We start from the raw sequence: 14,378 nt of genomic DNA on the forward strand, positions 1-14,378 counted from the left end.
CCTATTTGGGTATGACGAGCTTGGTCCCAACGAGAAGTTTAGATCTTCTACTCAGATCGTTGGCAGCCAAGATTCTTGATAACGACACATTGTATTTTCTAGCAATATTTAAAAGTGTATCCCCACGTCTTACAATGATCTGCTGTTTCTTGTCTTTTTTAATTCTCTTAGAGCTTTGAGGTTTCTTTTCAGCTGTTCTAGATTCTTTAAGCGTCCTCCGTAAATCTTGAATGATCTGTTTTTGGTTTGCTTGTCCTTCTGGAACTTTTAGAAACTGACCCACCCGCAATGCGCTTTTGGAACCCAAATTATTCATAGATCTAATTCTAGAAATCGTAGTTCCGTGTTTTTTTGCAATTCTATGAAGAGTGTCACCGTGCTTCACTTTGTATCTGTAACTTTCATTTGAACGAACCATTGCGATCGCTCTTGTATTCGCCACATAACTCTTAGACATAGCCACAGTTGCTTTCTCAGTAGAGTTTGTTGGAACTCTGATCACGAGGCTTTGATTATTTAAGTTCGGAGCAAATTCCGTATTGAATTGTGGATTTAGAGATCTTAAATCTTCGTACTGGATACCCATTTCTTGCGCCATCGTTCTTAAATTCACAGTTTGGCTCGCCACAACCTCTGAGAATGAAAGAGGCTCGTGATATTCTAAATTTGTAAATCCGTACTTCTCTGGATTCTTGGCAATCATTCTTGCAGCGATATATTTTGGAATGTAGTTCGCAGTTTCCTTAGGAAGCATCTTTTTTGTTTCTGCAATTGTCCAGAAATCTCTAGAATCATGCTTCATCAATACTCTAAACATTCTGTTTTCACCGCCATTATAGCCTGCGAATGCAAAATACCAATTGCCAAATACATTGTATAAACTTCTAAAATATTTTACCGCTGCAAGGGTAGATTTGAATGGATCTTTTCTTTCGTCGATCAAGGAGTTGATTTGAAGATTGTATCTTCTTCCCGTTGGCGCGATAAACTGCCAGTATCCTACAGCTCCCGCATGTGATCTTGCTGAAGAACCAAATCCTGATTCAATCAACGCGATATAAACTAGATCTTCGGGAAGACCATTTTCTTTTAAGATTTTTTTCATCGCCGGGAGATATCTTGCAGATCTCTCGAGATATTTTTGCATGTGTACAGACCCACGTTTACTTTGGAAATAATCCAACCATTTTTGTACATGGCGATTATAGTGATGTGGAATATCTGGGTAAATTTTTAAAGATACTTTTGCATCCGGAATGTCTACACGAGCTGGCTCCGCTTGACTGGATTTCTCTAAAGATTGATCAGTTACCTCAGGTGCACTCACAACGTCTTCTTTTTTTTCTGCATCTTCAGCATCAATAGGAAGAATATTGGGTTGATCTGGGTCTACAGGGATTTGAACAATTTCATCTTCATCATGAGCATCATTTTTCGCTTCATATCTCTTGTTCAAAGAACCGCAGCCGGACAATATAAGCACGCAGAGTAAAGTGCTTAACAACGTTGTGAAATTTCTCATCTTATCTCCAATGTCGAGAGTCTACAATATAGCGCCAAAAATTTTACGTTGGGCATCTATCTAATTTAGTATAAAAAACCTTGGCGCCGCAATCAATAATCAATGGAACTCAGTTTCCAATAGGAGTACTGGACTGTGCCGTAGAATTGACCCAAACCGGATCTTTGACTTGTACCTTACTCGAGTCAATCAATTGATAAATCAGGTAATTTCTCAATATCGCTTTCACGTAAAATCTCGTTTCATTCCACGGAAGGAGATCCACCCAGACCTCATATTCTGGACTCGACGTTAATTGAGGAGAAATCCCTGAGGACTGCATCCATCTTTTTAATCGAGTTGGGCCTGCATTGTATGCTGCCAGTGCAAATGGAACGTTGTTGCCAAAATCTGTAATCATTTTCGCAAAATAATAAGTTCCCATGCGGATATTTGTTTCTGGATCAAATAATGTTGTCGGAATTTCTAGATTTTTAATTTTTAAAGCTGTAGCAATTTCTTTTGCTGTGGGTGGAATCATTTGCATCAATCCGTAAGCGCTGCTCGATGAAACTGCGAACACATTGAAAGAGCTTTCTTGTCGAATCAAGCTCATCACAAGTTTTGGATCTACTTTTCTGATGTTAGCTTGTTCAATGATCAATGGTTCAAACTCTTTTGGATAAGCTGTTTGTAGCAATGAAAAATTTCTTAAGGCAGAGTTTTCATCCCAAGCCTTGTTCAACATAGAAATCGCTTTTGGATAATTAAATGCTGCTGCATAATGTCTTGCAAGCATGGCAATTCCCTCAGGGTTTTCAGGTACCGGAATTTCATTCAACTCTAAGTTTGCCTCTTCATACCAACCGGCTGCTGATAAAGTTTGGAATCTGTCCCAGGATAATTTTTCTTGTGGGCTCAACCAAATGTCCTGCTTTTGAGTAAGTTTTTTCTTTAAACTACCAAAACTCACTTCGCCTTTGTTCAGCTCAGCAACTGCCCTTAATCCATAGTATGAAAATGGAAATTTCTGAATGAGTATTTGCACTTCTACTTGCGCTCTCTGAGAATCTGTTTTTTGCGCTGTTCTCCAGAGCCAATATCTCGCCATCAATTCTAAATCTGAATACTGAAGCTGAGATATTACTTTTTCAAAATTGGAGATGGCTTTAGAATAATTTTTATCTATGTATTGCATCATTCCTAAATAGAAATACGCATCGACGGACTCTTTTGTTCCAGAATATTTTTCGGTCACTTCTTTAAAATATTTTTGCGCTTTCCCAAAATCCTTATTATGCATGGTGGATTTTGCCAAAAGATCTACGATTTCTACGGAAGCAATATCACCTTTTGATTTTGTATAGGCTTCTTCTGCAAGATCCGCGGCATCTTTATACTGACCAGTTCGGTAAGCTCTCTTTGCCCAATCTAAAAGCCTTTTTGAATCTGCACGCTTCATCACGTTGATAAAATCATATCTTAGAACTTTAAATTGCTTTTCATCTTGTTGAGAAATCGATTGATAAGACTCACTGATTCTCTGGGTTGCCCAGTCGGCTCGAAGACTTCCTGGATATTCTTCGATCAACTCCATGCCATCTTGAGTTGCTGAGAACAAATCTCCAGATTTTAATGCACCCGTCATTCTCTCTACTATTTTTTGTTCTTCTTGACCAAGGTTCACTAGCAGTGGTTTTTCTTCGGCAGCTGTGTCTTGATCTTTATCTTTCTTAAATAAAAGTGCAGACTCGATCGCTTTCAATTTATCTCTGAGATTTACGTCATCCTTTTGAACTAAGCTTTTTAAAATATACGCTTTTGCAGTTAAAAGATTCTGCTGCAAGAAGGAAAGCTCCCCGGCCATTTGGAATGCGCGAGCTTTTTGCTCTGGATTCATCCAATCCTGAATATCCAAAAGCTCTCCCACCGAAGACCATGCCAATTGTGGTCTGTTTCTGATTTCCCACTCTAGAATTGCAAAATGGCTATCCACATAGCCGCTCTTTAATTTATCTTTATATGGGCCTCTTAAAAGCCAATCCGGTTGTCCTTTCAATAAGCCATTCAAAACTCTCAACTGAGCAACGCCAGACTTTTTTGAATTCACCCCGTTCAATTCACAATCGTACTGAACTGAAAGTATCCAGGGTCTCAAAATTTTATTAGAGGCATAAGCCGCCTTGCCTTGTGACTGACAAGCACTGAAATTTCTTGTGATTTGGGAATTCTTAAGCTGTGCCAATGATTTGTATGCGGGCTTAAGATCTTTCGCTTTTTTATCAAAAATCCAACGTGTTTGCGGAACTTCTTTTTGAAAATTCATTTGCACTGGCTGAAGACTTGCCATCACGTTGCTCGATAAAAAGACAACTGCTATTCCTAGACTTATGGATTTCGTAAAACTAAATTTCACCACGTACCTCTCTGGTCTCAATACTTGCTATGGCAAGTCCTACTTTTTTTGATCCTAACTATTCTTTTGATAGATTTCTATAGCACGAGTCAAATAACCTTTTAAAGATTTGATTTCCTCTTTAAACCTCTTGTCATTAGCAATTGGCCCTACAATTTCTTCCGGAGCAAAGCCCAATGTCTCAAAATATTTTAAACTCTGTCTAAATTTATCATCTAAAACTCTCAAAACACTTGGGGGCAATTTTTCAATCAATTGGTCAATTTGATGTGTATCTTGATCCATCGTCATTTCACTGAGCAGGAAGTCCACCAAGTTCACCACGGATACGCCCGCTTCTCTGAATTTTTTATCGCTCTGAAGTTTTGAGACTCCATTCATACGCTTGCTCATTTCTTGAACAAGCACAATTCTTTTCTCACCAACTCTAATCTCTTTGATATAAAGCCCCATCAAAGCTAACGCCGTAAGTACAGTGACTATCATCCAAATTTTATTCCACATTTCTTGTGTCATTGTGAATGAAGATTCTTTGTAAACCAAATTTGGCAAAGTGATTTTTACTTTTTCTTGAGACTGAGTCATGAATCCCTGATCACCACCCGATGGCAGTTGATTTTTACCCGCCACAACTTTGAGTGGAATTGGCTGAGTCGTTCTCTTTTCAAATTGACGAGTGTTAGGATTAAAAAAACTCACGCTCAGACCCGGAATAGTAAGTTCCCCGGTTTTTCTTGGAATCAACAGAATTTCAAATTCTTTAAAACTTGATCCATCAGTTGAAAATTTTGAATCACTCTTTGTATCATATTGCTCAAATCCTTCAGGCAAATTTAAAGCTGGAATCTCAATTTGCTTGGCGTTTCCTTTGCCTTCAAATCTCACTTTGAAGGTGAAAGGTTCATTTGCTGCCACAGTTGTTTTGTCTACAGAACCCTTGATATCAAATGTTCCAACTGCACCAGAATAATCCGTAGGCTGACCTTGAGATGGCACCGGCAACACTTCAATTTTTACTGGAGGATTTACTTTGGTGAAAGTATAGGGCTTTCCAAATACACCAAAAGCACTCGACATGATTGCTGTTGCCCTTAATTTGTAAGAATCAATTGTTGCAGTTCCTGGCTTAATTGGAAAGAGAGCGTAGGAAACGAGCAATGCTTTTTTATATGGCAAACCATTGATCACTACGTTTGTAAAATTCAATCTCGTAGCAATCTCGATATCTTCTTTCCAAAAGCTTTTTAGATCTGGATATTTCATCGGTTCAAAGTTTGTTAAATTGTTTTGCGTATAGAGATACCAGGTCGCTGTGATTTGCTCTCCGGCGTAAACTTTTTGCTTATCCACTTCTACACGAATAAAAAATGCTTCATCAGGATTGATATTCGATGGAGCTTGCTGAGCTTTAGGAATTGTCCTTTGCAACAACTGACTGAAGATCGCATCGGCTTCGTCCATGGCGTCTTGCGCATCATCTTCTCCGTAGTTTGGCTGAGGCGCCTGCGGTTGTGATGGCCTTACGTTACCAGCACTCTTCATTACTTTTAGATTTATAGAATTACTTCTTAAGGTATTTTGACCCACAACCACTTCCGCCGGCGTGATGGTGAACTCTCCAGGAGCTTGCGGCACCAGTCGATAATTAAAAATCTGACGTCTAACAAAACTGAACTTTCCATTTACGAATTCACTACGCGATTCCACCTGAGACCCACGATCAACGAGATTAAATCCACTGATATCCGGTAGCCTTGGCTCACCCACTCCACCACTTTCAGAGCTAGATACAATAATGGAATAGAGAAACGATTGCCCCATCACGATTTGGACTTCGCCATTCGCCTGGCCGTTGATTGTGGCAATCACTTCGTCTTTGGCTTCTACTTTAAGGCCTGTGAAAAGAGAAAATAATAATATTAAAGTACTTAAAGCTCCACTACCAATCTTTACCATTTGGAGTCTCCTTGCTTTTTTTATCATTCATTTTGGCGCGAATTTGTTCTTCTTGCCTTTTTAATTCATCTAAAATTCTTCTGACATCTTGCTCACTCAAATCCTGACTTTTGAAAGGCTTTGGAGCTTTTTTCTTGTTTTGGTCCTGCTTTTGTTGATCAGGTTCTTTTGGTTGCTGCTGCTGCTTTTGATCTTGCTTGTTCTGTTCATCTGATTTTTGCTCCTTATCAGAATCATTTCCCCCGCCACCATTGCCCTGGAACAATAATTCAATATTGTTTTTTACTTCTTCTGATTCGGGGCGAATATCCAAAGCCGCCTGATAATATTTTAAGGCACTTGGAATATTCTTTTGCTCTCCATAAACTCTTGCGGCGTTAAATAAGGATTGAAATTTCAAATTTTGATCTTCAGTAGAATTAGCTGTTGATAAATATTCTTTGATCGCTTTTTCTGGTTCCTTGGAATTCTCATGAACAACGCCCAAGTTATAATGAAGAGCTCCAGCCTTTGGATAATTCACCACTTCTTTTTCAAGCTGGATTTTACTATCTATAAGTTTCTCATCTGCAAACATCCCCACAGCCTTGTTATTCTTGTAAACCAACGAAGGATTTTCCGCAAAAGCACCACTCAAGAGTAACAGTAATGAAATTATCATTTTGGTTTCCTCTCCGTGATATTTTTACGTTCCGTCATCAACATCTCGATCATCAAAAGAATAAAAGCAATAAACAATGGAATTTGAAATCTCTCGTCATACTTTTTCATAAAGTCGCTTTCAAATTCCGATTTTTCTAATTTCCCAAGATCTGCTTCCAATTGCCTTACTTCATCACCAGTAAACGAAGCATGATAATAGGCACCCTTGCCCTCTGAAGCCAATTGTCTCAAGAAATCAGTGTTGACCTTAGACATAACAATTTGACCTTCAGAATTTTTTTTGTAGCCCTTCAATTGACCAAAATCATCTCTTGCTGGAATGGGCGCGCCTTGCGCCGTTCCCGCACCAATCGTGAAGATACGCACACCTTTACTTACAAGGTCTTTGGCTTGTTTCAAAGTGTCATCGTCATGGTCTTCACCATCGGAAATAAATACTATCACTTTTGTAACTTTAGTGAGCTCGTCTTCTTCAATTCCACCGCGCTTGAAAGAATCCAGGGCTGCTTTAATCACGGACCCAAAATTTGTTCCTTGATTACTGATGGAGTTCGGGTTGATCGTTTCTAAAAACATCTTCAACGCTGAATAATCAGTGGTCAGTGGGGACATGAGTGCGGCACTTCCCGCAAAACCAATCAATCCCACTTTATATCCATTCACGCGATCCAAAAGCTTGGTAATAATGTTCTTTGAAACTTCTAGACGGTTCGGCTTTAAATCTTCAGCCATCATGGAGTTAGAAATATCGAGTGCAAAAATAATCTCAATCCCTTCCATTTTAACTTGTTCCGTTGACTCTCCTAATTGCGGACGGGCAAGAGAAATCACAATGAATACGACCGCGAGAATTTCAAGAATAAATTTTATATTGCGCTTTCTTTTAGAAAGAAAGCCAGTCAAAGAATCATAAATCTCTGCCTTGAATAGTTTTTTAATTTTATCCGAGCGAATTTTGAAAGCCAAGAAGGCCAAAACAATCAGCACCGGTATTGCTGCCAAATAGTATAAATAAATCATATCTTGAAAACGGAACATCTACGGCCCCCTTCTCAAAAGTGTAAGCCTTAAGAAAAGACTTGCCACCAATAGATAAAAGGCCCACTTCAAATAAGTTTGGTAGAGCTCTGTATATCTTGTGAATTTATTCACTTCAATTTTTGTTTTTTCTAAACGGTCAATGTCTTGGAAAACTTTTTGCAAAGCCCCTGTGCTACCTGCGCGGTAGTATTTTCCACCCGTTTCACTCGCCAATCTCCCTAAAAGATCGTCATTTACTTTCGAGTGGATCGGCTGGTATGTTTTTATAGTTCTACCAAATGGATCGGTCATCGTCACCGGAAGCTGGGCTTCTCCATCTACGCCGGCACCAATAGAATAAATTTTAATTCCGTAGCCTTTGGCAATGTCTAGAGATGTTTCTGGATCAATGGTTCCAGAGTTATTTTCGCCGTCCGTTAAAAGAATAATTACCCGACTCTTCGCCGTAGAATCTTTTAATCTTGCAACAGCATTGGCCAGCGCCACACCAATCGCGGTTCCCATCTTGATGGATCTGGTGGGCTCAACTTTTCTTAAGCTTTCTAATAGAATAGGATAATCAAGGGTCAGCGGCACTCTGGTGTAGGATTCACCAGAAAAAACCACTAGGCCAATACGGTCAGAAACTCTTTTCTTAATGAAATCTTCAATTGTTTTTTTAGAAGATTCCATACGGTTCACCGGCTGCATGTCTTCAATCAACATACTGTCCGAGATATCTAAGGTCATCATGATGTCAATACCTTCAACATTTCTTTTTACTTTTGTATCAGAAACTTGAGGTCTCGCCAATGCAAACACCAAACAGATCAATGCTAAAATTTTTAATAATAATGGCAAACCAGAAAGGTAAGATCTTATCCCTCGAGGAAGCCTTGCAATCTGTCCAAGGCTTGAAAATTTTAACGTCGGTTTTTTCTTGGCTAAGTATAAAACGTAATAACCAATATAGAGCAAAATCAAAATCAGTAATGAAAAAGCCCAAGGATTATGCCAGGTCATGCACGCCCTCTCTTTTTCTGAGAAAGGGCTTCATCGATAATCTCGGTTAACTTTTGCGCGCGATCCATCAAATACAATCCATCAGATTTTTTGATGTCACTTTTTGTTTTAGCAAATTCAGAAAAATATTTTTTTATATCGTCGCCATGATCACGATAAATTTTTGGATATTTTTTTTTGATTTCGCCTAAGATCTGACGAATTCCCCAGATGTGCGCAGGGATATGCAAGCTTCGACTTAAAAATATTTTTAAATCTTTATCAATTTGATCCGCAAATCCCCTAGGAGAAATGTGCTCCACTTCCAACGCTTTTTCCATTCTGCGGACGGACTTAAAAAAACTATCTAAAGGACTCAAGGCCGCTTCTAAGTTTTTTAGATCATCAAAAGCTTTTTTGCGGTTCTTAATTTTCTTAAACTGCAAGTATGGAAGTGCAATTGTATTTACGATCACTGCCACCAGCAAAATCCAAAACCATATTGGATAAGAAAGTTCCCACATAGGAAAAGAGCCCACCGGCTGCGGAGGATTTGTTGGGTCCTGCTTCAAAACACTTTTCAAGGACCAATCAAATCCCGTGAGCGTCACTTTATTTTTTCCATCGTACATGACCACTTGATCTGATTTATGATCTCCAGTTCTATAACTAGTTACTATAAATTCAGATTTGTCTGGCATATAAGTTTGAACTTGCAACAACGTGAGCGAAGGAATTTCGTCCGTGAGCTGAGGATCTTTAATCTGTAAAGAATCTTGCGCAATTCCCTCTGTTGCCCCTTCACAAGATAGAGCGAGCTTCTCGCCCACCGTAATCTCAGCATTTTTCGAAAGCTTACAATTCCACTGGCTCATTTGCGAGACCTCATTTTGAAATAGGAAATGAGCGGATCTACAAAATCATTATTGGTTTGAACAACAATTTTTCCAACACCAGATTTTCTCAGCTCTTGGTCTCTGAGTTTTTTACTTTCGATACTTTTCTCTTTGTAATGTTTTTTAAATAGCGGACTAGATGTATCTACCGCGATGATTTGATCTGTTTCAGAATCTTGCATTTCTACTAAACCCATTGAAGGCAATTCATTTTCAAATTGATCTTCAACAACGACCGCAACCGTATCGTGCTTCTTACCCAAAAACCTCAGTGAACGTTCGTAGTTCGTGTCGATAAAGTCTGAGAATATAAATATATTTGTTTTTTTATTCAGCACTGCTCGCAGATGTTCCATCGCTTCTGAAATTTTTGTTTTCTTACTGCGAGGTTCAAAGAATAAAATATCTCTGAGGATTCTGTGCACATGACCACGGCCTTTCTTAGGAGGAACGTAATGCTCGACTGTATCCGAGAAAAGCAAGAGACCAATTCTATCGTTATTCTTCACCGCACTAAAACTCAAGAGCGCAGCCAATTGAGCAATTACATCTTTTTTTAAGTAATACTTAGAACCAAACTCTCCGGATCCACTCACATCCACAGCAATCATCAACGTGAGTTCGCGCTCTTCATCATATTTTTTTATGTATGGCTTATCGGCTCGTGCCGTGAGAGTCCAAGAGATGTGTCGCACATCATCGCCCGGAACATACTCTCTGAAATCAGAAAAAGTCATACCCTGGCCTTTAAAAGCAGAATGGTACTCTCCTGCAAAAAGAGAGTTCACTAGCTTTCTTGTTTGAATTTCAAGAAGCTTAACTTTTTTTAAAAGCTCAGGACTGAGTTCCATGAATTATGGCACCTCAATGTGATTTAAAACCTCATTGATAACTTGATCTGTTGATACTTCTTCGGCCTCGGCTTCATAAGTTAAAATGATTCTATGTCGAAGAACCAAGTAAGCAATGGCTTTCACGTCATCCGCCGTCACGTAACCCCGACCCTTTAGGAAAGCATGAGCTCTCGATGCTTTTGCAAGAGAGATTGTTGCTCTAGGAGAACCACCCACTTGCACTAAACTTTCAAGCCTCCTCAACCCCATGGCGCTCGGCTGCCTAGTCGCAAAAATAATTTCAACAATGTAGTTTTTAATTTTTGCATCAATGTAAATTTCATTGATTAATTTTCTCACTCTTAAAATATCATCTTTGCCCATCATCGCATTCACTTTGGGAATTGCATCAGTTGAAAGATTTTCTAAAATCGTAAGTTCTTCTTGGCGATTCGGATACTTCACCACCGTCTTGAACATAAATCTATCCATCTGCGCTTCTGGAAGTGGATATGTGCCTTCTTGTTCAATCGGGTTCTGAGTTGCCAAAACCAAAAATGGCATTTCGAGAGGATAGGTAGTATCCCCAATAGTCACTTGCTTTTCCGCCATCGCTTCAAGCAAAGCACTTTGAACTTTTGCAGGAGCACGGTTGATCTCATCGGCCAAAACTATATTTGTAAAAATCGGACCTTTTTTTGAAGTGAACTCATTTGTCTTTTGATTATAAATCATCGTCCCCACAAGATCTGAAGGGAGCAGATCGGGAGTGAACTGAATTCTTTGGAATCCCAGCGAAGTGGCCTTGGCAAAAGTTGAGATCGCCAAAGTTTTTGCCAATCCCGGAAGGCCTTCCAGCAAGACGTGTCCACCGGTGAGTAGGCCCATCATAATACTTTCAGCCATTTCTTTTTGTCCGATAACAACTTTAGAAACTTCTTGAAGCACGGATTTTATGTATGGATTTTCTTTTTCAATATCACGATTCAATTGTTCGATTTGCATGTCCCTTGTTCTCCCTAATGATGTGCTCTAATAGGATAGATTTTTAGAAGCTAGGGACCAACAAAAATGTGATGCATTACGAGTACTTTACGCAATTGGTCAGAGATGCTGCGTTCACAGCTAGATGCAATGGTTAGTAATGCTTTAAGTTAACAGGCGACTACAAGGCCGATACAAATGTGTTTTTTAAAAAGACTTGTATCGGCCGCGTAAGTTATAAGAATATAAAGTAAGTTTTGAGGAATTTAAATTCATTTCGCCTGTTAACTTAAAGCATTATTAACCACTGAAGGAGTCGAATGTTTATACATCATCGGGGATGGATCTTCTTAGGAATAGTTTCTTTTCTATTTCTAATTGCTGGGCAAGCTTTATTCGGAAGACAAGGCCTTCTTATGGGCTTTCTTGCTGCCAGTGCTCTTAACTTTTATATTTATTTTGTATCTGAAAAAATGATCTTTAATTTTTTCAAGGCAGAGGCCCTGACAGGACAAGACTCTTGGGGCGTGACCTCTTCTCTAGTCAAGGCAGCAGAGAATTTTCATAGCTTTCCCCCGCAAGTTTACATCACAAAAATTGATTCTCCTCTAATTTTTTGCACATCGCGTGGATGGGGAAAATCAAAAATCATTCTTTCCGAAGCTCTTCTCAACAAGCTCACTAAAGAAGAAATCCAAGATTTATTAATGATTCACATGCTATACCTTTTATCTTTAAGCGCTTTCTTTATTGGATTTAGAGCTCAATTTGCCGAGATCATCTATGTGATTACAAAATTTCTAGATTTAATTCTGTCACTTCCATACATTGTTAGCGGCCAAGACAAAAAAATCGTATTCTTTCAAAAAATTCTTCTGCCATTCGGAACAATATTTGCTGAGACTCACAAGAAAACCCTTCTTCATGTGGACGAACAAGCTGCAAAACTCATTGGCTCAAAAGAAAGATACGCAAAGCTCATCTGGAAACTTCAAGGCCTTCTCCAAACAAAACCTTTCCCCGCTCCACCATCTCCTGTGATTTTGTTTATGATCAATCCCTTGACAACTAATGGTTTAGACAAATATTTCCAAAAGCATTTCGGACTCGACGTGAGAATCAAAAATCTCGTCGGCCACTACCCTATGTAAAAGAGGATACCATGACAGACCAACAAAAGATCGAAGCAAATATTTCCACTTTAGCCCTTTCATTAGGATCATCCGCTGCGATGGCGATGGGGCTGGCCCCAAATCCAATGAATGGTAAAATCGAAAAAAATATCGAAGTTGCTAAATTCAATATCGACATGCTGATGGTTTTAAAAGATAAAACCAAAGCCAATCTCACAAAAGAAGAGGAAAATCTTCTCCACAGAATGATTGTCGATCTTCAAACTAAATTCGTACAGGTTAAATAAGACAAATAAAAAACATAAGGAGTGAATATGAGCAAACTACTCGCTTTAATTCTCACGCTAGGTTTTATTTCTTCATCCCATACGCAAGCACAAGAAGCCGCGTATACGATGAAGCTAAGCGCCCCCCTACCGGCAAATATTTTTAGCGAACTCGCTAAGAAAATCAGCCCTGCCGTCGTCAGCATTTCTGTCAGCATCAACTACAAAAATAGACTTCCCCCTGGTGCTTATCAAGATCCATTCTGGCAATTCTTCGAGCAGTACGGCCAACCCGGAGGCTCCGGAGGCATGCCTCAACCAACCCCGGGAGATCTTAAAAATTTTCAACCCGTAGGCACAGGATTCATCATTGAGTCTGATGGATTGATTCTTACAAACTTTCACGTGATCGAAAATGCGGATAGTATTTATGTTCACGTTGCAAACAACGAAGAAAAATCCTTTGAAGCCAAACTCATCGGTGGGGATAAGAGAACTGACGTCGCCATTCTTAAAATCAACGCGGGAAAAAAACTCCCCGTCGCAGATTTAGGTTCTAGCGATAAAGTGGAAGTTGGAGAATGGGTTTCGGCCTTCGGAAATCCTTATGGCCATGAGTTCAGCATGACCAAGGGAATTATTTCGGCAAAAGGTCGTAAAATCAGAGATCTTAACGCGGTTCCATTCTTACAAACCGATGCTGCGATTCATCCTGGAAATTCTGGCGGGCCACTTGTCAATATCAAGGGCGAAGTGATCGGCGTAAACACGGCCGTTGATGCAAGAGCCGTTGGCAGCATTGGTTTTGCTATTCCTATTGATCACATTAAATCTATTCTTCCGGCTCTTAAAAAAGACGGAAGAGTTGTGAGAGGATTTATTGGGGTACAGATTGATAATATTTCTCCTAGAGCTCAAGCTATCCTTCAAATTCCCACAGCACAAGGGGCACTCATCATGGGTGTGATGGAACAAGGACCTGCGGATAAAGCAGGAATTAAAGCTTATGATGTCATCACTAAATTTGAAAATGGCAACATTTCATCTGCAGAAGAATTCAGCGATGCTATCAAAGACTTTCCAATTGGGAAAACCGCAAAAGTAGAACTCTTAAGACAAGGTAAAAAACAAAATGTAACTCTTATGATTGCAAATCCACCGGATGAACCTAGAGCCTTAAGAGTCCAAAAGCCTTTGAACCGTAAGGGCGATCAAGCTCCTTTCAGCGTTGGATTCAAAGTTGTGGATTTCTCGGAGACTATTGCACAAGAATTGGGAATCGCTCCAAGAGTTCCAAGAGGCCCGATTGTAGTAGAAGTTCAAGCGGGATCACCGGCAGCACAAAATGGATTGAAAGTTGGCGATGTGATCTTAGATGTAAATAAGCGTCCCGTGAAGAGCGCAAAAGAAGTGATTTCGGCTCTTAAGAAAGGCAGCAATCATTTGAGAGTTCAAAAGAAAGCGGAAGTCTCATTTATCTTCTTAGATATATAGATTTCGTAATATACTAGGTTTTGCGGGGCTAACGCGTGCTTTTAGATTTCGTATCTGAAGATGGGCTTGAGGGCACTTGTTGACATCTGAAAAAGTATTTTCAGATGTCTTTTTTGTTCTTAAGTCTGAAGTTTTAGGGTTTTGAGGTAGGTATTGAAGGCATCTAGATATTTTGTTCGAGCCTCGTATCCTTTCTTGGATTGAATTCTGTTTG

General features: G+C 39.5%; 12 protein-coding genes. 3 read left to right on the forward strand and 9 right to left on the reverse strand.

What is annotated here, in order from left to right:
- Position 1: 1 nt before the first annotated feature.
- The 9 genes from V4596_13385 to V4596_13425 form a co-directional block, all read right to left on the reverse strand.
- The gene (locus V4596_13385) at positions 2-1,522 is read right to left on the reverse strand and encodes a LysM peptidoglycan-binding domain-containing protein (GenBank protein MES2770132.1); all 1,521 of its coding nucleotides are present in this window, start codon (positions 1,520-1,522) and stop codon (positions 2-4) included.
- A gap of 109 nt (positions 1,523-1,631) precedes the next feature.
- The gene (locus V4596_13390) at positions 1,632-3,917 is read right to left on the reverse strand and encodes a transglycosylase SLT domain-containing protein (GenBank protein MES2770133.1); all 2,286 of its coding nucleotides are present in this window, start codon (positions 3,915-3,917) and stop codon (positions 1,632-1,634) included.
- A 54-nt stretch (positions 3,918-3,971) separates the two neighbouring features.
- Positions 3,972-5,873 carry a BatD family protein gene (locus V4596_13395; protein ID MES2770134.1) on the reverse strand — a complete coding sequence of 634 codons (1,902 nt, stop codon included), beginning with the start codon at positions 5,871-5,873 and terminating at the stop codon, positions 3,972-3,974.
- Positions 5,857-6,534 carry a tetratricopeptide repeat protein gene (locus tag V4596_13400; GenBank protein ID MES2770135.1) on the reverse strand — a complete coding sequence of 226 codons (678 nt, stop codon included), beginning with the start codon at positions 6,532-6,534 and terminating at the stop codon, positions 5,857-5,859. The genes V4596_13395 and V4596_13400 overlap by 17 nt, the downstream gene beginning before the upstream one ends.
- On the reverse strand, positions 6,531-7,574 hold the full coding sequence (locus tag V4596_13405) for a VWA domain-containing protein (GenBank protein ID MES2770136.1): 1,044 nt from the start codon (positions 7,572-7,574) through the stop codon (positions 6,531-6,533). Before V4596_13405 ends, V4596_13400 begins: the two co-directional genes overlap by 4 nt.
- Positions 7,575-8,579, reverse strand: coding sequence for a VWA domain-containing protein (locus V4596_13410; GenBank protein MES2770137.1), 1,005 nt, complete (start codon positions 8,577-8,579; stop codon positions 7,575-7,577).
- On the reverse strand, positions 8,576-9,433 hold the full coding sequence (locus tag V4596_13415) for a hypothetical protein (protein MES2770138.1): 858 nt from the start codon (positions 9,431-9,433) through the stop codon (positions 8,576-8,578). The genes V4596_13410 and V4596_13415 overlap by 4 nt, the downstream gene beginning before the upstream one ends.
- Complete coding sequence (locus V4596_13420) at positions 9,430-10,305, reverse strand: DUF58 domain-containing protein (GenBank protein MES2770139.1); 876 nt, start codon at positions 10,303-10,305, stop codon at positions 9,430-9,432. The genes V4596_13415 and V4596_13420 overlap by 4 nt, the downstream gene beginning before the upstream one ends.
- Positions 10,306-10,308: 3 nt before the next feature.
- Positions 10,309-11,292, reverse strand: a complete 984-nt coding sequence (locus V4596_13425) for a MoxR family ATPase (protein MES2770140.1) — start codon at positions 11,290-11,292, stop codon at positions 10,309-10,311.
- A 299-nt stretch (positions 11,293-11,591) separates the two neighbouring features.
- Here V4596_13425 and V4596_13430 point away from each other — a divergent pair, with 299 nt between their 5' ends.
- From V4596_13430 to V4596_13440, 3 genes are read left to right on the forward strand one after another with little or no spacing between them, the layout of a single operon-like run.
- Positions 11,592-12,422 (forward strand): hypothetical protein, encoded by an 831-nt coding sequence (locus V4596_13430; GenBank protein ID MES2770141.1) that lies wholly within the window; start codon positions 11,592-11,594, stop codon positions 12,420-12,422.
- A gap of 11 nt (positions 12,423-12,433) precedes the next feature.
- A complete protein-coding gene (locus V4596_13435; protein MES2770142.1) occupies positions 12,434-12,691 on the forward strand; it encodes a DUF1844 domain-containing protein in 258 nt (85 codons plus the stop codon).
- Between the two features lie 27 nt (positions 12,692-12,718).
- Positions 12,719-14,164: a trypsin-like peptidase domain-containing protein gene (locus tag V4596_13440; protein MES2770143.1), complete on the forward strand. Its 1,446-nt coding sequence runs from the start codon at positions 12,719-12,721 to the stop codon at positions 14,162-14,164.
- The last annotated feature ends 214 nt before the right edge of the window (positions 14,165-14,378 follow it).

This window comes from Bdellovibrionota bacterium (assembly GCA_040386775.1).
Classification (GTDB): Bacteria; Bdellovibrionota; Bdellovibrionia; order Bdellovibrionales; family JAEYZS01; genus JAEYZS01.